General features: G+C 41.5%; 22 protein-coding genes. 1 reads left to right on the top strand and 21 read right to left on the bottom strand.

What is annotated here, in order from left to right; translation table 11 throughout:
- Positions 1-101 precede the first annotated feature (101 nt).
- From ACTNDS_RS01060 to mtaB, 4 genes are all read right to left on the bottom strand, one after another.
- Entirely contained in the window at positions 102-362 is a 261-nt protein-coding gene (locus ACTNDS_RS01060) for a DUF1292 domain-containing protein (RefSeq protein WP_019162419.1), read from the bottom strand.
- Between the two features lie 9 nt (positions 363-371).
- On the bottom strand, positions 372-794 hold the full coding sequence (gene ruvX, locus ACTNDS_RS01055) for a Holliday junction resolvase RuvX (protein WP_019162420.1): 423 nt from the start codon (positions 792-794) through the stop codon (positions 372-374).
- A 1-nt stretch (position 795) separates the two neighbouring features.
- A complete protein-coding gene (locus ACTNDS_RS01050; protein ID WP_173743480.1) occupies positions 796-1,068 on the bottom strand; it encodes an IreB family regulatory phosphoprotein in 273 nt (90 codons plus the stop codon).
- 120 nt (positions 1,069-1,188) lie between these two features.
- Entirely contained in the window at positions 1,189-2,511 is a 1,323-nt protein-coding gene (gene mtaB / locus ACTNDS_RS01045) for a tRNA (N(6)-L-threonylcarbamoyladenosine(37)-C(2))-methylthiotransferase MtaB (protein ID WP_441032684.1), read from the bottom strand.
- A 161-nt stretch (positions 2,512-2,672) separates the two neighbouring features.
- Here mtaB and ACTNDS_RS01040 point away from each other — a divergent pair, with 161 nt between their 5' ends.
- Positions 2,673-2,909 (top strand): HPr family phosphocarrier protein, encoded by a 237-nt coding sequence (locus ACTNDS_RS01040; RefSeq protein ID WP_441032682.1) that lies wholly within the window; start codon positions 2,673-2,675, stop codon positions 2,907-2,909.
- An 80-nt stretch (positions 2,910-2,989) separates the two neighbouring features.
- Here the strand turns inward: ACTNDS_RS01040 and thiI are convergent, their stop codons facing one another.
- The 17 genes from thiI to ACTNDS_RS00955 all read right to left on the bottom strand — a co-directional run bounded on the left by thiI (position 2,990) and on the right by ACTNDS_RS00955 (position 23,292).
- A complete protein-coding gene (gene thiI / locus ACTNDS_RS01035) occupies positions 2,990-4,171 on the bottom strand; it encodes a tRNA uracil 4-sulfurtransferase ThiI (protein ID WP_441032679.1) in 1,182 nt (393 codons plus the stop codon).
- Between the two features lie 18 nt (positions 4,172-4,189).
- Complete coding sequence (locus ACTNDS_RS01030; RefSeq protein ID WP_433845255.1) at positions 4,190-5,344, bottom strand: cysteine desulfurase family protein; 1,155 nt, start codon at positions 5,342-5,344, stop codon at positions 4,190-4,192.
- 31 nt (positions 5,345-5,375) lie between these two features.
- The gene (locus ACTNDS_RS01025; RefSeq protein ID WP_441032676.1) at positions 5,376-6,122 is read right to left on the bottom strand and encodes a 16S rRNA (uracil(1498)-N(3))-methyltransferase; all 747 of its coding nucleotides are present in this window, start codon (positions 6,120-6,122) and stop codon (positions 5,376-5,378) included.
- A gap of 4 nt (positions 6,123-6,126) precedes the next feature.
- Positions 6,127-7,080, bottom strand: coding sequence for a 50S ribosomal protein L11 methyltransferase (gene prmA, locus ACTNDS_RS01020; protein ID WP_303241975.1), 954 nt, complete (start codon positions 7,078-7,080; stop codon positions 6,127-6,129).
- Positions 7,081-7,113: 33 nt separating this feature from the next.
- Positions 7,114-7,791: a phosphatase PAP2 family protein gene (locus tag ACTNDS_RS01015; RefSeq protein ID WP_303241974.1), complete on the bottom strand. Its 678-nt coding sequence runs from the start codon at positions 7,789-7,791 to the stop codon at positions 7,114-7,116.
- A gap of 147 nt (positions 7,792-7,938) precedes the next feature.
- The gene (gene dnaJ / locus ACTNDS_RS01010) at positions 7,939-9,114 is read right to left on the bottom strand and encodes a molecular chaperone DnaJ (protein WP_441032673.1); all 1,176 of its coding nucleotides are present in this window, start codon (positions 9,112-9,114) and stop codon (positions 7,939-7,941) included.
- Between the two features lie 130 nt (positions 9,115-9,244).
- The gene (dnaK, locus tag ACTNDS_RS01005; protein WP_441032670.1) at positions 9,245-11,122 is read right to left on the bottom strand and encodes a molecular chaperone DnaK; all 1,878 of its coding nucleotides are present in this window, start codon (positions 11,120-11,122) and stop codon (positions 9,245-9,247) included.
- Between the two features lie 53 nt (positions 11,123-11,175).
- Positions 11,176-11,820 carry a nucleotide exchange factor GrpE gene (grpE, locus tag ACTNDS_RS01000; protein ID WP_441032668.1) on the bottom strand — a complete coding sequence of 215 codons (645 nt, stop codon included), beginning with the start codon at positions 11,818-11,820 and terminating at the stop codon, positions 11,176-11,178.
- A 17-nt stretch (positions 11,821-11,837) separates the two neighbouring features.
- Positions 11,838-12,878, bottom strand: a complete 1,041-nt coding sequence (hrcA, locus tag ACTNDS_RS00995; RefSeq protein ID WP_441032666.1) for a heat-inducible transcriptional repressor HrcA — start codon at positions 12,876-12,878, stop codon at positions 11,838-11,840.
- A 367-nt stretch (positions 12,879-13,245) separates the two neighbouring features.
- A complete protein-coding gene (gene uvrB / locus ACTNDS_RS00990; RefSeq protein ID WP_441032664.1) occupies positions 13,246-15,246 on the bottom strand; it encodes an excinuclease ABC subunit UvrB in 2,001 nt (666 codons plus the stop codon).
- Positions 15,247-15,471: 225 nt separating this feature from the next.
- Complete coding sequence (locus ACTNDS_RS00985) at positions 15,472-15,654, bottom strand: hypothetical protein (protein WP_441032661.1); 183 nt, start codon at positions 15,652-15,654, stop codon at positions 15,472-15,474.
- 500 nt (positions 15,655-16,154) lie between these two features.
- Positions 16,155-16,691, bottom strand: coding sequence for a hypothetical protein (locus tag ACTNDS_RS00980; protein WP_055067231.1), 537 nt, complete (start codon positions 16,689-16,691; stop codon positions 16,155-16,157).
- 2 nt (positions 16,692-16,693) lie between these two features.
- The gene (locus tag ACTNDS_RS00975; protein WP_441032658.1) at positions 16,694-17,611 is read right to left on the bottom strand and encodes a hypothetical protein; all 918 of its coding nucleotides are present in this window, start codon (positions 17,609-17,611) and stop codon (positions 16,694-16,696) included.
- 11 nt (positions 17,612-17,622) lie between these two features.
- On the bottom strand, positions 17,623-19,818 hold the full coding sequence (locus tag ACTNDS_RS00970; RefSeq protein WP_441032655.1) for a DEAD/DEAH box helicase: 2,196 nt from the start codon (positions 19,816-19,818) through the stop codon (positions 17,623-17,625).
- A 2-nt stretch (positions 19,819-19,820) separates the two neighbouring features.
- On the bottom strand, positions 19,821-21,458 hold the full coding sequence (locus ACTNDS_RS00965) for a site-specific DNA-methyltransferase (RefSeq protein WP_441032652.1): 1,638 nt from the start codon (positions 21,456-21,458) through the stop codon (positions 19,821-19,823).
- Positions 21,455-21,967, bottom strand: a complete 513-nt coding sequence (locus ACTNDS_RS00960) for a DUF6680 family protein (RefSeq protein WP_441032649.1) — start codon at positions 21,965-21,967, stop codon at positions 21,455-21,457. Before ACTNDS_RS00960 ends, ACTNDS_RS00965 begins: the two co-directional genes overlap by 4 nt.
- A gap of 17 nt (positions 21,968-21,984) precedes the next feature.
- Positions 21,985-23,292 (bottom strand): RNA-binding domain-containing protein, encoded by a 1,308-nt coding sequence (locus ACTNDS_RS00955; RefSeq protein ID WP_441033133.1) that lies wholly within the window; start codon positions 23,290-23,292, stop codon positions 21,985-21,987.
- Positions 23,293-23,303: the final 11 nt, after the last annotated feature.

The raw sequence follows: 23,303 nt of genomic DNA, 5'->3' as shown, positions 1-23,303 counted from the left end.
TCGTTACTCAAGCATTTACACCTCCATGCTTATTTCCTGCTGCTCACCATACCTCTTCTCTGATCTGTTCCGGGTATTTTGTTTTATGCAGCTTTTCATTTTTACATTTCAAGATCCACGTCATCATCAAGCATCTGCTCAAATACTTTAAATACAGCCTGAAGCTCGTCCTCGTCCTCTACCATCTCATAACAGGCTTCCTGGCTCTCCTCTGCAGACACATCTTTAAAAATATACGCTGTTGCCTCATCATCTAAGGAATCGGACACAAGAAGATAAGCAGTTCCTCCAATTCTGGTCTGCTCCTCTACATAAAACTCTACTTCTGTTCCGTCTTCCAGCTGAAATTTGATTTTTTCCATTATATTCTCCTAACAATGCAGAGAATCCAGATATCCCTGCAAAATAAAAACAGCTGCCAGCTGGTCCAGATATTGCTTACGATTCTCTCTGCGCACACTGGCCTCCATCAAAGTACGCTCTGCCTCCACTGTAGTAAGGCGTTCATCCCACATCACAACCGGCAGACCTGTCCGTCTCTCCAACATCTCCCTGAACTCCAGCGTTTTCTCAGCCCGCTCTCCAATAGTATTATTCATATTCTTGGGAAGTCCAAGTACGATTTTCTCTGCCTGGTACTCCGCTGCCAGTTCTTCAATACGAGCAAGAGTCTGACGCAGCTTATTCTCCTGTTTACGCCATATGGTCTCCACGCTCTGTGCAGTCAGCCCCAGTGGATCACTCACCGCTACCCCTACTGTTTTGGAGCCATAATCTAATCCAAGGATTCTCATATCAGCGTTCCCAGGATTTGTTTTTAATATACTCTGTCAGAAGTTCCTCTACCAGCTCATCACGTTCCACTTTCATGATCATGCTTCTGGCACCTTTATGACTGGTAATATAAGTAGGATCTCCGGACATAATATATCCTACAATCTGATTCACCGGATTATATCCTTTTTCCTCCATTGCATTGTACACAAGGTCCAGGACCTCTTTTACCTGAATCTCCTGATCCGGTCTTGTTCTGAAATATTGGGTATTTCCCAGATTATTCTCTGCCATTTCTCTCACGTCCTTATTTTTTTAATAATTGCAAAACTATCCGTTTTACTTTTTATATCTATACTATTTTAATATAATTCACAGTATTTATCAACTCTAAATTTATCCCTGCAGGATTGCTCAGGATGTATGGACTGTGACAATATGATTTTCCAGGAAGCCATCTGCTGTTACCCGGACAATATCATTGATTCCATACTGCGGCCGCTTCTTTAATACAGCTTTTATATACTCTTTGCTGTGCCCCAGATACCACTGCTCACCGTTCATCTCTATTTCCTCTTCCAGCAGGATCTCCAGTTCTCTGCCCAGCATGGCTTCCTCATATTCTCTGGAATGTTTTTCATTCAGTGCCAGCATTTCATCACTTCTGATTGCCTTTTGAGACTCTGTCAGCTGACCATCCATTGCAGCTGCCTTTGTTCCATGCCGTCTGGAATATTTAAAAATATGGGTCTCATAAAAATGGATACTGTCCACAAAATCACGGGACATCCTGAATTCTTCTTCTGTTTCCATAGGGAAACCTACGATCACATCTGTAGTCAGTGCAGGATTATCAAAATACTTTCTGAGCAATGTACATTTTTCTGCATATTCTGTGCTTGTATATCTCCGGTTCATTCTCTCCAGTGTAGCATCACATCCACTCTGAAGGGACAGGTGAAAATGCGGACACATTTTCGGCAAAGCAGAAATTGTTCTGGCGAACTCCTCTGTGATGATCCTTGGTTCCAGTGAGCCCAGCCTGATTCTCTGTATTCCCTGAACCTCATGAACAGCCTTAATCAGCGAAAGCAGTGTTTCTCGTTCTTCTTCCGGAAAATCCAAGCCATAAGAAGACAGATGGATTCCTGTAAGGACTACCTCTTTGTACCCTCTTGCAGCCAGTGTCTGAACTTCCTCTATGACCTGGGAAATCTTACGGCTGCGCACCCTGCCTCTGGCATAGGGAATGATACAGTAAGTGCAGAACTGATTGCATCCATCCTGTACTTTGATATAGGCACGCACACGCTCTGCTGTATGACTGATCTCCAGCTCTTCATATTCCTTTGTCTGGTTAATTTTGATCACATGCTTCTGTTTTTTGTGCTGGCGCTCATATTCCTCCAGCACCTCTACAATCTGTTTTTTCTGATTATTGCCAAGAATCAGATCCACAGCTTCGTCTTTATCCAGTTTTCCCTCATCTGTCTGCACATAGCACCCTGTTGCCACCACAATGGCATCCGGATTCATTTTTTTTGCTTTATGCAGCATCTGTCTGGATTTTCTGTCTGCAATATTCGTCACCGTACATGTATTGATCAGATATACATCTGCTCCCGGTTCAAAAGGCACAATCTCGTAACCGGCCTTCTCCAGAAGCTGCTGCATGGCTTCTACTTCATAGGCATTAACTTTACAGCCTAAATTGTGAAGTGCGGCTTTTTTCTTCATTATCTCCTCCTGAATTTTTTTAAAATTTATACATATTCACTAAATCTTTCTGGAAATTTTATCCCTTTTCACCTTGACTTTTCTCCGGTTGAACGTTAAGATGAGAACTGTAAGCTGATAAAAATCAATCAGCAATAATATTCTAAAGGGAGGTTCTCATAATGAAAACAGTAAAAATCTCACTGAACTCTATTGATAAAGTGAAAGCATTCGTTAATGAAATCAGCAAATTCGACTGCGATTTCGATTTAGTATCCGGAAGATATGTAATCGACGCAAAATCTATTATGGGTATTTTCAGTCTTGATTTATCCAAACCAATCGACTTAAACATCCATGCTGATGGAGCTGCTCTTGATACCGTTATGGCAATTATCAGCAAATACGTTACTGAATAATTCCGTTATATTTATTTTAGCAGCTGCTGAGGAACTGATTATCAGTTCCTCTTTTTGTTTGGGTTGAACAGGATCATATCCTATTCAACCTCTATGATCTCCACAGTATCCAAAGCTGTTTTCATCAATTCATCAATCTTCTCTGCCAGTTTTGTTTCTGAGCGATGGATCACATTCAGATTGGGTTTGGTCACCGGATGCTTGGCAACAAAAATCGTACAGCAGTCTTCAAATGGCTGAATAGATGTCTCATAAGTGCCGATCTCCCAGGATCGTTCCACGATCTCCTGCTTATCAAATCCAATCACCGGGCGGTAAACCGGAAGTGTACATACCTCATTGGTAGCTGCAAGACTCTGCAGGGTCTGGCTTGCCACCTGTCCGATACTCTCTCCTGTGATCAGTCCCAGACATTTTCTCTCTTTTGCAAAATGCTCTGCTATACGCATCATATAGCGGCGCATAATGATGGTCAGCTCATCATGAGGACACTGATCATAAATATACAGCTGAATATCTGTGAAATTCACCACATGGAGACGGATAGGTCCACTGAACTTTGCCACCTGCTTTGCCAGATCAACTACCTTCTGTTTTGCTCTCTCACTGGTATAAGGCGGTGCATGAAAATATACTGCATCAATCTTTACTCCACGCTTCGCGATCATATGGCCGGCTACCGGGCTGTCAATACCGCCGGAAAGAAGCAGCATTGCTCTTCCATTGGTTCCGATAGGCATACCGCCAGCACCTTTGATAGTATGGGAATATACATAGATCTTATCACGGATTTCCACAGAAATGGTCAGCTCCGGACTATGTACATCCACACTGGCATCTGGAAATTCATCCAGAATACGTCCACCTATTTCCGCACTTACTTCCATAGAAGTAACAGGGTAAGATTTTCTGGCCCTGCGGGTATATACCTTAAAGGTTCCGCTATAGTCCGGATGGCAGTCCTTCATATAAGAAACAACGTCTTTTGCCATCTGTTCAAAGCCCTGATCCTCATAGATCACAACCGGACAGATTCCTACAATACCGAACACTCTCTGAAGAGTTTCCACAGTCTCCTCATAATCATATTGTTCCGGGCAAAATACATAGATTCTTCCCTGTTCCTTTTTTACCTCAAATTCTCCTTCTATCTTTGAAAGAGCAATATTCATCTGATGAACAAGGGCATCTTCAAACATATATCTATTCTTGCCTTTAATAGCAATTTCTGCATATTTTATCAAAAATGCGTGAAATATCATATTTTTCTCCTTTTCCTTTTATCGACGTGCATAGCGCTTCAACATGGGAAGTACTTCCTTCAAAACTTCCAGACAATAATCAATCTCTTCAAAAGTATTTTCCTCTGAAAAGCTGAACCGCACAGTATTTTCGATCTGTCCATTACTCATTCCCATAGCAGAAAGTGTGGCGCTGGGTTTCCTCTTATGACTGGAGCAGGCACTTCCTGCAGATACATAAATCCCTCTGTCCTCCAATGTATGAAGAAGTACCTCACTGCGAATTCCCAAAAAGCTGATGCTCATAATATGGGGGGCACCCTCACGCAACGGCATTCCATTAATCACCACATCTTCCATCCCTGAAAGCCCCTCTGCAAGCCTTTCTTTCAACTGATACAGATGCTCCGTCTTCTGTTCCAAATCCCTGTAGCTTAACTCTGCCGCCACTCCCAGGCCTGCAATACCAGGTACATTATCTGTTCCGGAACGCATCCCATTCTGCTGTCCACCGCCCAGGATCAAAGGCTGCACCTTTGCCCTGCTGTTGATATACAAAAATCCCACGCCCTTGGGTCCGTGGATCTTATGTCCACTGACAGACAACAGGTGAATTCCCCATTTCTTAGGATAAATCCTGTATTTTCCAAAAGCCTGTATTCCATCTACATGATAAAGAGCCTTCGGACTTTTCTCCTGGATCAATGCCCCTATCTTTTCTACAGGCATCACGGCTCCCACTTCATTATTTACCATCATAATGGAAACCAGGATCGTATCCGGCCTTAATGCCTTCTCCAGAGCCTCCAGCTTTACCACACCATCCTTATCCACAGGAAGTACTGTCACCTCGAAGCCCTGCTCTTTCAGAAAAGCTACCGGCTGACTTACCGCCGCATGCTCCACTGCTGTTGTAATAATATGGTTTCCGCTGCGTTTATTTGCCATGGCACCTCCAATCAGTGCCAAGTTATTGGACTCTGTTCCCCCGGAGGTAAAAAGTATTTCCTTTTCCTCCACCTTCAAAAGCTGTGCCAGTGTCCGGGCTGATTTCTTTACATACTGCTCTGCATCTACACCTTTCTGATGCATAGCCGACGGATTCCCGAAGTCCTCCATCATTGTTTTCACTACAATATCCTTCACTGCCTCATAGCAGCAGGTAGTAGCTGAATTGTCAAAATATACTTCCATTTCTTATTATCTCTCCACTATTTGGCTGTCATTAGTCATTTTCCAGCTGAAACATTAATACAGACAGAATTGCCAGTCCTGCAGTTTCTGTACGAAGGATTCTCCTTCCCAGAGTAATTGCCTGTGCACCTTTTTCCAGAGCCTGGCTTACTTCATTTTCCTCAAATCCACCTTCCGGCCCAATAAAAATTCCCACAGACTGTCCGGGACGGATCTGATTCAGGATTTTCTTTGTTTCCTTCATTCCTTTGGCCAGCTCATAGGGGATCAGACGGATATCCAGTTCTTCTGCCAGCTTTAATGCATCCTGAAAACTCATCACCTCATGAATTTTCGGAATCAGCATTCGTTTGGACTGTTTTGCCGCACTCTCTGCAATCTGCTGCCAGCGGGCAGTCTTTTTGGCAGCCTTTTTTTCATCCAGCTTTACAACACAGCGTTTTGTTTCCACCGGCACAATTGCATAAGCTCCCAGCTCCACTGCTTTCTGAATGATCAGCTCCATTTTGTCTGCTTTTGGCAGTCCCTGAAAAAGATAGATCCGGTTAGGCAGCTCATAATCCGGCTCCTGGGCGTAGATAATATGAAGCAGTATCTCCTCATCTCCCAGACTCTCGATCTCACAGCGATATTCCTTTGTTCCTCCGTCACTGATCCAGAGCTCCTCTCCCTGCTTCATACGGAGAACATTTTTAATATGGTTTACATCTGCACCAGTAACATGGATACAGTGATTCTCTTCCTCAATCTGATAAGTTTCTACAAAAAAGCGCTGCATAGGTTCAGTCCTTTCTGGCTGTCACAGAAACCCATTCACCCTGATGAGTAACCTCTACTACTGTCAGTCCTGCTGCTTTTACAGCTTCCACAACTACCTCTTCCTTTACATCCAGAATACCGGAAGTAATATAATATGCTCCCTTCTTCATCTGGTGCACGATGACTGGTGTCAGCGGAATCAGTACATCTGCCAGGATATTGGCTGTCACAATATCATATTTCTCATATCCTGCCTGATCCTGTACTTCTTTGTCATCAATGATATTTCCGATCATCATGTCAAAGGCTTCCTCCGGAATACCGTTAGCTTCTTTATTCTCAGCCACAGCAGGAACTGCGCAGGGATCCAGATCTGTTCCCAGCACATGCTTTGCTCCCAGCTTAATAGCTACAATTCCAAGGATTCCGCTTCCGGTTCCCACATCCAGCATCTCTGTATCCGGTGTTACATATTTCTTCAACTGACGGATCACCAGCTGTGTAGTCTCATGCATACCTGTACCAAAGGCTGTACCCGGATCAATATGAAGGATCATTTTATCCTGGTCCTCTGCCTTTACCTCTTCCCAGGATGGTACAATGAGAATATCATCTACATAGAACTGATGGAAATATTGTTTCCAGTTATTGATCCAATCCTTATCCTCTGTCTGGGATTCCTCAATGGTGGCTTCTCCGATATCCATGTAGCTTTTCAGCTCATCCAGGGCAGCACGCACATCCTTCAGAATCGCCTCCTTATCAGCATCCTCCTCCAGATAGAAATTCAGATAGGCAATCCCGTCATCTGCAGGTCCTTCAGGCATAATATCCACAAACATCTGTGCTTTATCCTCTTCCGTAAGTGGTTTCTTATCCTGAATCTCCACTCCTTCAATCCCTACTTCTGCCAGGGTACAGATCACCATATCCTCTGCATCTGTTTTTGTTTTTAATGTAAAACGGTTCCACTTCATAATTTGTCTCCATTTCTTTGTACTATATTTATCCTATATTTTTTCCCTGAAAATTTTCTTAACGATCTGATGCCTGTTTCCCTTTTTATAAAAATTCCATGCAAGCTCAACCAGCACCACGCCCGCCACTGCATCCACCAGATAATGCTGTTTCAGCACCTGTGTGGAAATAATGATCAATATTGCAAAGATCAGAGAAAAATGCTGATACCATTCCGGTATTTTCTCAGATTTGTGAACACTGCGCCAGCTCAGCCAGCTCACATAACAATGAATAGATGGGAACAGATTCGAAGGGCTGTTACCTCCATCCATGGCATAAACAAACTGCAGCATCTGTTCTGACCAGGAGTTTCCTGTAATTTCCGGTCTCACATTGGTAGTCGGAAGAATCAGAAAAATCACAAAACAGGTCAGATGAATGGTCAGGTCTGTGGCCACAAACCGGTAAAACTGATCTTTTCCCCTCTGAGCGGCTAATATATAATTCACTGCCCAGAATGGAAATGCCAGAATATAAATCCAGATAAATGCCGGAACCAGTGGTACCATGCGGTCCAGTGTACCGGTAAAATCATAATGATATCTTGCCGAGGTAAGCTGATCACTGCCCCAGTAAATCAGGCAATTCAGCACTACAATGGTGAGCAACGGAAGAATTGCCCATCCCGGAAGATATTTTTTTATAAAATCTTCAAACTTTTTTTTCATATTCAGCCTATATGCATACCAGGTCTCAGGTTACAGGACATTTTTGCCCATTACTATTCACTATACACGAACACTCAAAAAAAGAAAAGAGGTTTCCCCTCTTTTCTTGATTTTTATTTTTATTATAGGATATATTTTTTTGAAATATTAGTCTTCAAAAGTTTCTTTTAATTTATCCATGAAGCTTTTTTTCTTCTTTTCACTGCCATCCGTATTTTCCTTCGGACGGTTACCGCAGGCTTCATCAAACTTGCGCAGCGCTTCCTTTGCCTCTTCATTCAGATTTGTAGGAACCTGTACTACCAGAGTCACATAGTGATCTCCACGGACATTCTTATTTCTCAGTGACGGCACACCTTTGCCCTTCAGACGGATTCTGGTATCTGTCTGAGTTCCAGGTTTTACCTCATATTCAACTTCCCCGTCTACGGTATTGATCCGCACTGTACCACCCAAAGCAGCCTGTGCATAGGTAAGAGGTGCAGTGGAGAAAATATTCATATCCTGTCTCTGGAAAATCGGATGACGGGCAACATTTACTTCTACAAGCAGATCGCCTCTTGGGCCTCCGTTTGTACCCGGTTCACCCTTTTCACGGATGCGGATGCTCTGTCCATTATCAATACCTGCAGGTACAGATACCTGGATTTTCTTTCTGGAAGATGTATAACCGGTTCCACGGCATGCTGTACATTTATCTTTAATGATCTTACCTGTTCCATGACAGTCCGGACAGGTCTGTACATTACGCACCATTCCAAACATGGACTGCTGGGTAAATACTACCTGACCCTCTCCGTTACATTTTGGACAGGTTACCGGTGAAGTACCTGGCTTGGCACCTGTTCCGTGACAGGTGGTACACTCATCCTTCAGTACGATCTCCAGTTCTTTTTCGCAGCCAAAGACAGCTTCTTCAAAAGTAATATTAACACGTGCACGAAGGTTCGAACCCTTCATCGGTCCATTATTAGCACGTCTGCTTCTTCCGCCGCCGCCAAATAAATCGCCGAAAATATCGCCGAAGATATCGCCCATATCAGCACCGTTAAAATCAAACCCTCCAAAACCGCCGCCGGCACCACCGCCGCCGTTTTCAAAAGCTGCATGACCAAACTGATCATACTGTCTCCTCTTATCCGGGTCACTTAAGATAGTATAAGCCTCTGTTGCTTCTTTAAATTTCGCCTCTGCCTCTTTATCTCCCGGATTTACATCTGGATGATATTTCTTGGCCAGTTTACGGTATGCTCTTTTAAGTGTTGCGTCATCGGCGCTTTTATCCACGCCTAAAACTTCATAATAATCTCTCTTATCAGCCATTATTTTAATTAATTCCTATACCTATATTCAACTGTTCTGTCTCTTCGCTGCACCAGTACCTGATACTGGATTTATAGCACAACTATTCAGTGAGAGAATCTCTCCCACTGAACAGTTATGATTTGTCACATTATACTTCTTTGTAATCAGCATCTACAACATCATCGTTGTTTCCTGCATCTGTGCTGCCTGCTGCACCGCCGCCCATATTCATGTCCGGTCCTGCCTGGCCGCCTGCCTGCTGTGTCTGCTCATACATTTTAGCGAAAAGCTTCTGAGCACTTTCCATCATCTTCTCCTGAGCAGCTTTGATATCAGCTACCTGAGAGTCTGTCATCTCTTCTGCATTTGCAGTCTGGGACAGTAAGTCTTTCAGTGCATTCAGATCTGCTTCTACAGCAGCTTTATCGTTAGCATCAATCTTGTCGCCAGCTTCTTTCAGTGCATTCTCAACCTGGAATACCATGGAATCAGCGTTATTTCTTGTATCGATTGCTTCTTTACGTTTCTTATCCTGAGCTTCGAACTCAGCAGCTTCTTTGACTGCTTTATCGATATCAGAATCAGACATGTTAGAACCAGCTGTGATTGTAATATGCTGTTCTTTACCTGTTCCAAGGTCTTTTGCAGATACATTTACGATACCGTTTGCATCAATATCAAATGTAACTTCGATCTGCGGAACACCACGACGTGCTGGCGGGATTCCATCCAGACGGAACTGTCCAAGGGATTTGTTGTCTTTCGCAAACTGACGCTCTCCCTGTACAACGTTGATATCTACTGCTGTCTGGTTGTCTGCTGCTGTTGAGAAAATCTGGCTCTTTCTTGTAGGAATTGTAGTATTTCTCTCAATCAGTCTTGTTGCGATACCACCCATTGTCTCGATAGACAGTGACAGTGGAGTAACATCCAGAAGAAGAATATCGCCTGCGCCTGCATCACCAGCAAGTTTACCACCCTGGATAGAAGCACCAAGTGCTACACACTCATCCGGATTCAGGTTCTTGCTTGGCTCTTTGCCAGTTAACTGTCTTACTTTATCCTGTACAGCCGGGATACGGGAAGATCCACCAACCAGAAGTACCTGGCCAAGTTCAGATGCTGTGATACCTGCATCAGAAAGTGCACGACGTACCGGTTCAGCTGTCATTTCTACTAATTCATGTGTTAATTCATCAAATTTAGCTCTTGTAAGGTTCATATCGAAGTGTTTCGGGCCTTCTGCTGTAGCTGTGATGAATGGCAGATTGATGTTTGTAGTTGTTGCGGAAGAAAGCTCTTTCTTTGCTTTCTCTGCAGCTTCTTTTAATCTCTGAAGTGCCATCTTATCATTGCTTAAGTCAACGCCTTCTGCTTTCTTGAACTCAGCAAGCATATAATCTGTGATCTTCTGGTCGAAGTCATCGCCACCAAGACGGTTGTTACCAGCTGTGGAAAGAACTTCGATAACGCCATCACCGATCTCGATAACGGATACATCGAATGTACCGCCACCTAAGTCGTATACCATAATCTTCTGTTCTTTTTCATTGTCAAGACCATATGCAAGAGCTGCTGCTGTAGGCTCGTTGATGATACGTTTTACATCAAGACCTGCGATCTTACCTGCATCTTTTGTTGCCTGACGCTGAGCATCATTGAAATATGCAGGAACTGTGATAACTGCTTCTGTAACTTTCTCACCAAGGTATCCTTCTGCATCTTTTTTCAGTTTCTGAAGAATCATAGCGGAAATTTCCTGTGGGGAATATTTCTTGTCGTCGATTGTTACACGATAGTCAGTACCCATCTCTCTTTTAATGGAAGAGATTGTTCTCTCTGCGTTTGTTACTGCCTGACGTTTTGCAGGTTCACCTACAAGACGTTCTCCTGTTTTTGTGAAAGCAACAACTGATGGTGTTGTTCTTGCGCCTTCTGTATTAGCGATAACTGTTGGCTGTCCACCTTCCATTACAGCTACACAGCTGTTTGTTGTACCTAAGTCAATACCAATGATTTTTCCCATAATCTTGTTCCTCCTAATTTATTCTCAATTAATTTTGATATATTCTAAATTTATTAGTTGGCTACTTTTACCATACTGTGACGTACTACGAAATCCTTGTAAGTGTAACCTTTCTGGAATTCTTCTACCACAATATTCTCACCGGCTTCTTCATCCTCCACATGCATCACTGCGTTATGGAAGTTCGGATCAAATTCCTTACCGACTGCTTCAATTGGTTTCACACCCAGCTCATCTAATGTGGTGAGCAGCTGTTTGTAGATCATCTTCATTCCATCTGCGAAAGAATCTCCTTCCGGTGCCTGTGCAAGACCTCTCTCGAAGTTATCCACAACCGGAAGGATTTTCTCAACGATGTCCTTGGCTCCGATGATATACATGCTGGATTTCTCTTTCTCCGTTCTCTTACGGAAGTTATCGAACTCAGCCATGTTTCGTTTCAGTCTGTCTGTAAGTTCTTCGATCTGCTGTTCAAATTTATCTTTCTCTTTTTTCTTCTTGCCGAAGAAAGAAGCTTTTGATTTGCTGTCTTTAACATCATCCTGGGAAGCTTCCTCATCTCCGTCCTCTACCGGGATTTCTTCTGTTTCAGCTTCACCGTTTTCTACAACCTCAGGTTCATTTTCAACAGTTTCTTCTGTTACAGGAGTCTCTGTTGTCTCTTCTTCCTGAGCTGTGTTCTTTGTTTCTTCTGACACTCTCTATTACCGCCTTTCTAACTCTCTTTCTTAATCAGTTCGTCCAGCTGAACTTTCAAAGCCTTCAGGCTGTCAACTACATTTGCGTAATCCATACGCTTAGGACCGATGATACCGATAGTGCCATGCAATCCCTTTCCAAGCTCGTAAGTGGCTGTGACCACACTGCAGTCCTTCATAGTCTGCACCGGCATCTCATCACCAATGTATACCTGAATTCCTGTGTTCTCTGTATCAGACATTCTCTCTTTTACCAGGTCTACCAGATCCTGCTTTTCTTCAAATGCTGAAATCAGCCCGCTCGCTTTACTTGTGTCTGCAAGCTCCGGATACTTGAAAATGTTTGTTGCTCCTGAAGTATATATCTGCATATCGTCTTCATCTACCTGAATGGTATCTGCCACTGCATCAAGGACTGTACCAACTACAGAACTGTGAGCACCAGCCTGTTCCTTGAGGCGGGCGATCATTCCCAGGTTGATATCCTGGATCGGTACTCCATTTAAATTGGTATTAAGAAGAAGATTTAATTTCAGGATTGTCTGATCGTCCATCTCCCCGTCCAGATCAATGATCTGGTTTCGGATGACATTGTTATCACTCACTACTACTGCCACAAGCTGAAGGGGTGTTACACGTGAAAGCTGAATGAATTTAATCTTGCTTCCGCTGTACTGTGGAACAGAGATCATTGTTGCATAATTAGTATTGGAGGCAAGCACCTTCGCTACCTGTTTCAGCATTTTATCCAGTTTGTCAGTTTTCTCGATCATGAAATCTCTGATTTCCTGTACCTCTGATTCCTTTTCTTTCATCAACTCGTCTACGTAGAGGCGATAACCCTTATCAGAAGGAATTCTTCCGGCTGAGGTGTGGGGCTGTACGATATATCCCATATCTGTCAGATCTGACATCTCATTCCGGATGGTGGCAGAGCTTACATTTAAATCTGCAAACTTGGAAATGGTCCGGGAACCCACCGGTTCGCCTGTTTCCATGTAGGTTTTGATGATGGCTTTTAGTATTTTCTTTTTACGATCATCTAATACCTGATCCATGAAATTCCACTCCTTTGCTGCCTTTGTTTTCGGGCTGTTAGCACTCAACTTTTAGGAGTGCTAACAGCTTATGCTCATAAGATAGCACTCTTGATTGGGTTTGTCAATATTATTTTGTGAATTTTTTGTTATTTTATGAACAATGGGGATTATTAAGATTATGTTATAGAAAGGGACGCTAGGAGAAATTATTAATATTGTGTGCGGTTTCGGACGCTAAGAGATACTATAGCAGTCCTAGTAAATAATGCATTTAAGACAGTTCAGCAGAGTGCGAAAGACAAGGAAGATATCTGCAGGCGTGCTGACGCACGACAAAGATATCTGACGCAGGATTTCACACTCTGATGGGCTGGATTAAGAAACATTATTTGTCTAGTGTATCCAGGTTCTTTTTCAGGTCGATCATTTTATCGCGGAGTTCTGCAGCTTGTTCGAAGTTGAGATCTGCGGCTGCGGCGCGCATTTGTTTTTCTACCTGGGCGATGAGTTTGGTGAGTTCTGTACGGGTCATGGACTCTGGGTCTTTCTGGAGTCGGACTTCGGTTTCAGCTACTGCTTTGGATACGGCGATGAGATCGCGGACTGCTTTTTTGATAGTAGTCGGAGTAATTCCGTGTTCTTTGTTGTAGGCTTCCTGAATGGTTCGGCGGCGGTTGGTTTCGGTGATGGCTTTGTGCATGGAATCGGTCATGTTGTCTGCGTACATGATTACATGGCCTTCGCTATTTCGGGCAGCTCGTCCGATGGTCTGGATGAGGGAGGTTTCGGAACGGAGGAAACCTTCTTTGTCTGCATCCAGGATTGCTACCAGGGTGATTTCCGGGATGTCCAGGCCTTCTCGAAGGAGGTTGATTCCTACCAGAACATCAAAAACATCCAGACGCATATCCCGGATGATGCGGGCACGCTCTAAGGTATCAATATCGGAATGGAGGTAACGGACTCTGATTCCTACTTCTTTCATATATTCTGTCAGGTCTTCTGCCATTCGTTTGGTGAGGGTGGTAATCAGGATTTTGTGTTTCTTTGACACTTCTTTATTTACTTCCCCGATCAGGTCGTCAATCTGTCCTTCAATGGGGCGGACTTCTACCTTCGGATCCAGAAGTCCGGTTGGACGGATGATCTGTTCTGCGCGGAGGAGTTCGTGATCATACTCATATTGTCCCGGAGTGGCAGATACAAACATGACCTGATCCAGTTTGGATTCGAATTCCTCGAAGCTTAAGGGGCGGTTATCTTTGGCTGAAGGAAGCCGGAATCCGTAGTCTACCAGTGTCTGCTTCCTGCTCTGGTCACCGGCATACATTCCTCCTACCTGAGGTACTGTGATATGAGATTCATCTATAATAAGTAAGAAGTCATCTCCAAAATAGTCCAGCAGTGTGTATGGCGGCTGTCCGGGCTTTAATCCTGACAGATGTCTGGAATAATTTTCGATTCCTGAACAGAATCCGGTTTCTTTCATCATTTCAATGTCGAAATTGGTGCGTTCTGAGATTCGCTGGGCTTCCAGAAGCTTGTCCTCGCTTTTGAAATACTCTACACGTTCTTTTAATTCTTCTTCTATGGCTACGGCTGCTTTCTGGATCTGTTCTGCAGGCACTACATAGTGGGACGCAGGGAAAATGCTGATATGAGAACGCTGGCATTTGATTTCTCCTGTCAATATATCAATTTCTGAAATACGGTCAATCTCATCTCCGAAAAATTCTACTCTCACGGCTGTGTCGGAGCTGTTGGCAGGGAAAATTTCCAGGGTATCTCCACGGACACGGAAGGTACTTCGGTGAAAGTCCATCTCATTTCTGGTATATTGAATGTCGATCAGTTCCCGGATTACCTCATCCCGGTCTTTGGTCATTCCCGGACGCAGGGAAATCATCATGTCAAAGAATTCCTGAGGGGAACCCAGTCCGTAGATACAGGAAACGGAGGAAATGACCACTACGTCTTTCCGCTCTGACATTGCGGCTGTGGCAGAGAGACGGAGTTTGTCAATCTCGTCATTGATGGAGGAGTCTTTGGCAATATAGGTGTCTGAAGACGGGACATAAGCCTCCGGCTGATAGTAGTCATAATAGGAGACAAAATATTCCACTGCGTTCTCAGGGAAGAATTCCTTAAACTCACCGTACAGCTGTGCTGCAAGTGTTTTATTGTGCGCAAGTACCAAAGTTGGCTTATTTAACTGGGCGATAACGTTCGCCATGGTGAAGGTCTTACCGGAACCTGTGACACCCAGCAAAGTCTCGAACTGGTTGCCTTCTTTGAATCCTTTGACCAGTTTCTCAATTGCCTGTGGCTGGTCACCGGTGGGTTGGTATTCGGAATGTAATTTGAAGATTTGTTGTGAATTCTGCACAAAAGCACCTCCTGGTTTTTATATCAAAAAAGTTCGTCTATCAGGCAGAAATTCGTCGAAGCACATTCTCTGATTTTGCCCAAATATGCCTCTCGACGAATTCTGTTCACCACCTGACATTTTATAGACTTATAAAAAGTAGTAAAACTGACGTGGACGAATTAACACTCAAATGTAAGAGATATTATATCATGGAAATATGGAATTGTATATACAAACCGAACGTTAGTTCTTTGAAAATTTTTCTACATTTATCATCGTATCTAGAACATTTTCTGTATTATCCTTCTTCTTTTCCGGTAACACTTCTTCCATATAAGAAAGCAATTCCGGCGGGATCTCCTCAGCTATAATATTTCCATTATCTCCATACACATCCATGGTTATCAACTCTCTTGCATGTCCCATCAACTTGGATACTGCCTTAGGAGAGAAATTATTCTTTAACAACAGAGTGCAATATGTACTTCTCAGATCATGCCACCGAATATCAGGAAGTCTGTCTCCTGCAATAACTATTTATAGTGTTTCCAGTGAAAATCCTTACTTCTCGGTTTTCCATAAGTTGAACAGCAAATGTAGTCTCCATCGAAAAAGTATTTTCCTCTACGCCGACGATTCTTTTCATATTGCTTACGTTCCTCAACAATGGCTTCAAATACCAGATGGCGCGCAAACAAAGAAAAGCACCCAACCGTTGAAGTTGGATGCTTCCTATCAATTACATTGCATTATATTGTTTTCTGAAAATATACAGTTTTATAAACGCCAGACAGAAGTCGAACAGATAATGTCTGCTTAGGAGGGAAAGGCTGCTTTCTTGGCAGAGGCTCACCGTTATCTTAACTCACTACACCCGGTATGATTCTTACATGCCCAGCACAATTCAATTTATGCGAAATATGAATTTATTTTTTATCCCAAAAAGTGAGGTACATTTGTGCAACGGACTCAAGCAGTACAAGAAGAATATGAAGTATGACGAAAATACAGATTGCCGAAACATACTTCAATGATTGAAGTGGGAAAATTGATTTGGTCAGAGCAACAGCAATCAAGAAAATCAGATAAACCGTTTCACAAATAATATTATATGCTATATTAGATAATAAAATCTGGAATAATGATAGTTGCTTTCCGTTTACTGAATGATAGTGTTTCTCATTCGACAATGTGTTTTTAAGTTCCTGTATATTATGATTATCTGCAGAAACTAGTATCGTAATAATCGCAATAGAGAACGATATTAAAATGGCAATAATATTTATTTGAGTGCTAATAAATTCAGAAAAAACTGCATTGAGCTTTTCACCATCGCCAAAATTAAAGAAAAGAGTAATTGCCAAAGCTGTTGTTGCAACCACCATTGGGAATATAAATTTGACATACAGTTTTTTTCTGGATTTTATATAGTCTTTAACTGGGACAAAAAGAATTGACTTCATTATCACCGCCTCGTTTCATCTATAAAAGTTTGAGCCTTATTGAAGAACTCAGAACTACACACCTCGTTAGTTAATCCTTCGGCTTCCACTGTAAGATAGTGTTTCATCTTAATCAAGTCTGTGGCAGCTTCAAATGTCCCGGATTCATTTGTTCCCTTGACTGCTATTTTCTTAATTTTGTTATTGCTTTGCATATCCTCATAATATGCTTTTATCAAATTTTCCGGGAATTTCTTGGCCTTTCTCGGTTTTTTTATAAGAATTTGCACTTCATCACTGATATCAGTTCGATTTGCAAATCTCATAAAGTCATCATTCAGATCATCTTTGCTAACGGTCAACGTAATAAAAGATGTAGTTTTAGCTTTCTTGAGAGATGTCAAAAAATCATCTCCTGGCATTATCTCATGTATAAGTGTATATAAATAATTGTCGTTACATTCCTCACTGTATTGCTTGAATTTTGCATTAAGATAATCAATAATACACTTTATCGAAATGCCATAGTGATTGCTTTCATGTACAGCTAAAAACCGATGTTGTCCTTTCGCTAACCGAATACAAAGATGAGTTTTTTCTTCGTCACCATCCTGCTGGCGTTTCCGAAGTCCAAGTTCTTCCATCGTTTCAGTATCAATTTCTTTCCGTACATGATTATATTTGGCAGATTTGAAAATAATATCATAATTGCCCGGTGTCAATTCTTTAACAGAATCCAGCCATACAATTTTCTCTGAAGTTGTCAGATTCCGTTTTCTATCACTCAAGCTTTGGGAAAGGACATGCTGCAGCATTGCCGAAAAAGATGCAACAATTTGATCCATGCTGTACTTGGAACCATCTTCGGCATTTTTTTGCTTTGCAATGGTTAAATAGTAAAAATAAATAGGAACATTTTTCTTTTTGGTCTCTGTGCCCATTTCTATCCTCCTTAAAGCACGTCAGAAAGCAGTGACCAGCAGTCGCTTCCAATGTCATCAGAATACTGGTCACTACAAATACAAAGCTCCCCACTTTGCTTATCTTGGCGTACAATTCCACCTTTAAGATTGTAGCGATCTACATATTTTTTTAATACGCCAAATTTTTTAGCCGTGTATTTATCAATGTCTTCACTATCTCCAGACTTTGTAAAGCCACCCTTTGTCTCAATAATCCAAACTGAACCATCGGTCGCTCCAACAACATAGTCTGGATAAAAAGACTTTTGCTTTCCGAAGTTGTCCACATACACAATGGAGAAATATTCGATGCCCTTATCTCCGTTTTTATAAAACCACGAAACTTTAGAACTATTTTGGCAATGGCGTTCGAAAAGTTTCTCTGGAAGAGAACGCCTTTCTGCAGAAGCCAAGTAACGCTTATATACGTTCTTTGTCATTTCACTCTGAGATTTTCCGGTTATATCATATGTAAATAGTGTTTCCTGTGGGAAACCAATCGGCTTTTCCGTGACTCTCGGTATATCCAAACTAAGTTGAAGTGCTTCATCGGACATTGCACTTCTTACATCTTCAATCAAACGATGCTTATTATTGATAACAAAAGCATACAGTGCACGAGTGTCAATTTTTAAGATTTTACAATCACAGTGCAGGCCCTGCAGAAATAACTTTCGTATAATTGCATTGATACTGCTGTAATCAAGGTTTATTTTAAATCCAATTTCTGCTACGCAATGATGATATGCCTTACCATGCTTGTGAGTATTCAAAGGTTCATGAATTGCAACATCATTCAACCCAGAAATATTCTCTTTAGATAAAATGGAAACCTCACCAGATTTGGTGTAGTCAATAATATCTTCAGCAAACGAATATCCATGGGCTTCAAGCAATGTCTTGTTTTTATCCATATCACTCGTGGCATGATATTTCTTTTCAAAGAACTTGCTGATTACTTTTAGGGCCAGTTTGGCATCACGAGGGAACGGGACATTCGTTTTGTACTCGCTAATTAAGGTAAAGGAACGGTGCTCCGGTTTCAGGAATACCCGGTATGCCTCCAAAGCGTCTTTACCAAGACTCAGCTTGACGCTTTCCGTAAATTTTTCATCCAGCGTAAAAAGATAGCAACAATCCAACAAATCACAATCGTAATGCTTTGCCTCTGGCATACGGCGAATACGTCCAATGGTCTGAATTTCAAAGGTTTCACTCATGTTGTCACGGAGTTTGACTAAGATATGAGCTCTCGGACAATCCCACCCCGTTGCAACAGCTTGCTTTATAATTACCGCTATTGGTGTGGCATCTGGGTCGGAAATTCCTTCTAAATTCTGCTTTTTATCAGAAAGCCAAACTGCCAGTTGACTATTCTCATAAGTGATTCCCTGAGATTCAAAGTATTCTTCAATTCGATCCAGCAATGCATCAGACTTATTGGGAATCTGGACCACAATCAGAGGGTTTACATTGACATTACGTCTTAAAAATTCTGCATGAATCTCCTGTTGCTTAGCAATTGCTTTTTGGATTAAGTAAGAAATCTGATCGTCAACGCTGATATTCTGCTCGAAGTTTTCGTTGATGACAAGAAGTTTCTTAATCAAGCCTTCGGAAATAACATCTTCTTCTGGAATGTCAATAACAGTTGCGTTTTTATATCCTTTAGGTGTAGCAGAGCATCTGATTATTTTGTCTGGATGAAACAACTCAATAATATCATCGGCCTTGATGGTATCGTTTTGATGGGACTCATCCACAATGACTTTGAATGAAAGGCCAGCATCCAATGCGTTTTTAATATACTCAACAAAATTGGTTCGTTCACTATCCCTCAAGGCAGTATTGCCTTTCTTAGTAAGTTTTTCCCAATTGATAAAGCAGACATCGTTTTCTTCAAATCCGCTTGCCATAATATCATGCAATAATTTAGTGTGGCTGCCGTGGATATATTTATCCATCTTGTTTTTACTCTGTTCTTCTAAACCGCCCTTCCCAGGGGTCAGCCAGATGAAAACAGTTCTACTATTGCTTTTAATATATTCGTCTATAAAATGAGTCAGAATAATTGTTTTTCCGCTACCTGTGCAGCTCTTTAAAACAATCTCATTGTGTAACCCTTCCATAGCTTCCATCAAATCAAAGATAGCCTTCAACTGAAAATTTGCAAGAGTAATTTCCATGTTTAGCCCTCCAGTTCTTTATAATAATAGTCAGGAATGATATTCACGGAAATCTTTTGATCTCTTAGCTTTTGCTCTTGCTCTGCATCAAGTAAAATGTCATGGGCCATATACAGCTTACGACACTGAGAGAGATTAACCGCATTTTCCATAAATCCTTCCAGCTCTTCTTCACTCAATATAATGGCAATTTCGGCATTTCCTGTGAAGTTAATTCCATTTTCAAGCTCCACAAGTTCACGAACATGAAGCAGAAGTTCATCTGCATACTCATAATACATCCTGTCAGTGATTGGAATATATCCAACACGGAAATATTTCAAACTGGCATTGTACCCTTCGTTAGCAATAACTCGTTTGATTCTTTCATACGTAACGTTTCTACAAATATCGTTTTCATTATTGGTGCACAGAATAAATTGTCGCTTGCTATCAGCATGCTCTGCATTATACTTGAGTAGTGCATGACCTGTAGTGCCGCTTCCTGCAAAAAAGTCGAGTACGATGCTGTTATTTTGGGACGCAATATCTAAAATTCTATTGATGAGCCTAATCGGCTTAGGGTTAGTAAACATACCCGCTTTTCCAAAGACTGATTTTAAGTCACGAGTGCCCTCCTGCGTATCTCCAACTTCTGTTCTATACCATATTGTTTTACATACAGTCCCTTTTTGCACCTCTGACAAAAAAGTTTTAATCCTTGGCACATTATTTCCTTTTGCGCCGAACCAAATCCGATTATCAGCTCTTAACGCTAAATAGTTCTCTTCTGATGTAGCCCAGCTCCTGCTTGATGTGGGACGTACAACTCTTCCTGAAGGTGTAACAATATCGTACATATATGCTTCAGATGCTGTTTTGACTGTAAAATCACTTGATGTCCATGGCCCCCGAGGATCATTATCTGGGTTTGTATATCGTTTATCCATTTCAACTGTACGTTCCAACAATTTCGGATGCCAGATTTCTTTGTTCTTTGCATACAGGAGGATATGATCATGGCTATCAGAGAGCCATTTTGCATCATTTTGTGGAGAAAATTTCTTTTCCCATATGATGTTAGCCACAAAATTCTGATATCCAAATAGTTCATCACAAAGCACCCTTAATGCTGCAACTTCATTGTCATCAATAGATATGAATATTGTCCCATTGGATGATAAAAGTTTTTGGGCTATCACAAGTCGACGTCTCATAAACGATAACCACTTTGAATGCCGAAAGGTATCGTTCTTATCAACCAGAGTATCCGAATATGTGAATCCGTCTTTTAATGTATTATATGGGGGATCGATGTAAATCAAATCAACTTTTCCTCTATGAGTTTTCTCTAACATTTGAAGCGATGCTAAATTATCTCCCTCGATTAAAAAGTTAATTATTTCACCATTGTTGATGAAAAGATCTTTATCTTCATTCAATACTGGTGTATTTGATTCAAGAACCTCATCAATATGCTCTTTGTGCTCCTCAAAAATGAGGCCGTATTTTTTTCCATTAATATCTTTTTCTAACTCAGATAAATAAGAAAGAAGATTTCCTGTATTCGTGTCTTGTGGCGCAGAGGCAATGAATGTTCGTATTTGTCCGATTTTACTTAATAAATCCTCACGTTTTTTCTTAGAAACATTAGTACTCATTTCGTTACCTCTTTGCTTTCTTTTTTCGGCATGATACTGGTCATACTATGAAGCAAATCATTGTATGCTTGTTGAGATCTTGCCTGAGCTTCCCACTGGTCGATCATTCCTTTGGGTACATAGGGATTCTGAATAGTTTCCCAAGTGATTCTGTCTTTATAGCCGAGATTCTTCGCCATTTCTTCCAGCAAATTATAGTTTAAATTTTGTCGTTTTTGCTTCATTAATTCAGATTCTTCCGAAGATGAATATGCATCTAAAAGGTTTTTCCAAGCGCCTCTGACAGCAGTATCTTTTGCAAAAACCACATCAATAAGATTGAGTGCATGAACACTGTCTACAGTCCAACCGTAAATTCGTGATGTCATAAGGGTACGAAAAATTTGCATTTTATCTTTCCGTTTTTCTGCACGGTTTTGCAGGTATTGACCTATAACAACTGCTAAGATTGGAATTCCTACAATTGCAACTAAATTTAAAACTGCCATTATCATTTCAAAACGAGTCATATTAATTTCCCTCACAATCAAGACCTTATCTTTAATCTATATTTGAGATTTCTGCCGCTACCAACTTTTACAATCAGTCCGTTATCCAACATTTCACGTAGAAGAATACTGGATGTAGACTGAGATACGCCCAGCAGATCATCTACATCTTTTCTTACAATGCTATCCTTTTTTCCAAACAATGAGAGAACCATTTTCATGCGCTCATTTTTAATCCCTACTTCGTGCATTTCTTGATTATAATTTAAGTTAGGCAAGGTGATCTTAAATGCATTGTTGCTCACTTCAATAATAGGCTTTACCGCTTGATCCGCATAGCATTCATTAATTTTCATAATGCCGGTGCCATAAGCTTCAATTAACTTAAGACGATAAAAAACATTTGCTAATTTTTTGTTACGCAAAACAGATACACCCAGCATTATATCCTCATAAGAAATCCCACGGACCAATCCACCAATGGTTACGAATTCTATGCGTCCATCAAAAATACTAATAAGGGTGGAACCGCTCACGGAATAGTCTCGATGCACAAGTGCATTTAAAAGAGCTTCACGTAGTGCTTCGGCAGGATAATCTCGCTTGTCAATTCGATCTAATCCTTTAAATTCTGCACGAGTGTGATTGAATTGGTCGATATAGGTGTACGCCTCCTCAAGCTGTTCCAGCAAAGAACCTGTCAGTTCCTTGCGATCCTTAAAAACACTTTTCTTACTTCCCTCAAAGACGGCCATTTTGATGGTATGCGTGCACTGATCAGACAGCAACATTCCAAGATTTGTGTAAGTGCCATCTTCACCGATTATATTCAGTGTGCGCTTCTGAGCATCGCCAAACTCCACCTTTTTCTTTGCAAAATATTCTTTCGCTTTTTCAAATGTCAGCTGCTGATTAATGGAACGTGCATCTTCATAGCAATCTCCGCTGGTTTCTCGAATCATATTCAAAATGGCTGTTTCAGAAGCTGGAACTGAAGAAGCACCTTGACGTACATATACGCCCTCCGGGCGAATACCTTTCGAATGCAAATAGTAAGGACGAGCTGTGCCACGTTGCACAGTTAAAACAATAACATCTTTATGTTCCATTTTCTCAACAGAGTAATCAGTGAACATAGTCACGTCTGGACGCACAATATCTCGAATCATATTAGTTAGGCGAAGCATAGTATCATCTACATTATCAACACCGTATATTGTTCCGTCATCATTGATGCCGATATAAAGCTTCCCACCATTTGTATTTGCAAATGCAATAACAGCGTACTTAATGTCGTCCATATATTCACGCTTGAACTCCACATTCTTTCCTTCTATCAAGAAGATTACCTCCTTTA

The organism is Blautia sp. HCP3S3_C12 (assembly GCF_052064155.1).
Taxonomy (GTDB): Bacteria; Bacillota; Clostridia; order Lachnospirales; family Lachnospiraceae; genus Blautia_A.
Note: the sequence above shows the minus strand (reverse complement) of the source record. Positions and strands in the feature narration are given on the sequence as shown.

What these genes read in the sequence shown, in the direction of transcription:
- ACTNDS_RS01060 (WP_019162419.1), bottom strand. Translation starts at nt 362, where the DNA reads ATGGAAAAAATCAAATTTCAGCTGGAAGACGGAACAGAAGTAGAGTTT.
- ruvX (WP_019162420.1), bottom strand. Translation starts at nt 794, where the DNA reads ATGAGAATCCTTGGATTAGATTATGGCTCCAAAACAGTAGGGGTAGCG.
- ACTNDS_RS01050 (WP_173743480.1), bottom strand. Translation starts at nt 1,068, where the DNA reads ATGGCAGAGAATAATCTGGGAAATACCCAATATTTCAGAACAAGACCG.
- mtaB (WP_441032684.1), bottom strand. Translation starts at nt 2,511, where the DNA reads ATGAAGAAAAAAGCCGCACTTCACAATTTAGGCTGTAAAGTTAATGCC.
- ACTNDS_RS01040 (WP_441032682.1), top strand. Translation starts at nt 2,673, where the DNA reads ATGAAAACAGTAAAAATCTCACTGAACTCTATTGATAAAGTGAAAGCA.
- thiI (WP_441032679.1), bottom strand. Translation starts at nt 4,171, where the DNA reads ATGATATTTCACGCATTTTTGATAAAATATGCAGAAATTGCTATTAAA.
- ACTNDS_RS01030 (WP_433845255.1), bottom strand. Translation starts at nt 5,344, where the DNA reads ATGGAAGTATATTTTGACAATTCAGCTACTACCTGCTGCTATGAGGCA.
- ACTNDS_RS01025 (WP_441032676.1), bottom strand. Translation starts at nt 6,122, where the DNA reads ATGCAGCGCTTTTTTGTAGAAACTTATCAGATTGAGGAAGAGAATCAC.
- prmA (WP_303241975.1), bottom strand. Translation starts at nt 7,080, where the DNA reads ATGAAGTGGAACCGTTTTACATTAAAAACAAAAACAGATGCAGAGGAT.
- ACTNDS_RS01015 (WP_303241974.1), bottom strand. Translation starts at nt 7,791, where the DNA reads ATGAAAAAAAAGTTTGAAGATTTTATAAAAAAATATCTTCCGGGATGG.
- dnaJ (WP_441032673.1), bottom strand. Translation starts at nt 9,114, where the DNA reads ATGGCTGATAAGAGAGATTATTATGAAGTTTTAGGCGTGGATAAAAGC.
- dnaK (WP_441032670.1), bottom strand. Translation starts at nt 11,122, where the DNA reads ATGGGAAAAATCATTGGTATTGACTTAGGTACAACAAACAGCTGTGTA.
- hrcA (WP_441032666.1), bottom strand. Translation starts at nt 12,878, where the DNA reads ATGGATCAGGTATTAGATGATCGTAAAAAGAAAATACTAAAAGCCATC.
- ACTNDS_RS00985 (WP_441032661.1), bottom strand. Translation starts at nt 15,654, where the DNA reads ATGGGACATGCAAGAGAGTTGATAACCATGGATGTGTATGGAGATAAT.
- ACTNDS_RS00980 (WP_055067231.1), bottom strand. Translation starts at nt 16,691, where the DNA reads ATGAAGTCAATTCTTTTTGTCCCAGTTAAAGACTATATAAAATCCAGA.
- ACTNDS_RS00975 (WP_441032658.1), bottom strand. Translation starts at nt 17,611, where the DNA reads ATGGGCACAGAGACCAAAAAGAAAAATGTTCCTATTTATTTTTACTAT.
- ACTNDS_RS00970 (WP_441032655.1), bottom strand. Translation starts at nt 19,818, where the DNA reads ATGGAAATTACTCTTGCAAATTTTCAGTTGAAGGCTATCTTTGATTTG.
- ACTNDS_RS00965 (WP_441032652.1), bottom strand. Translation starts at nt 21,458, where the DNA reads ATGAGTACTAATGTTTCTAAGAAAAAACGTGAGGATTTATTAAGTAAA.
- ACTNDS_RS00960 (WP_441032649.1), bottom strand. Translation starts at nt 21,967, where the DNA reads ATGACTCGTTTTGAAATGATAATGGCAGTTTTAAATTTAGTTGCAATT.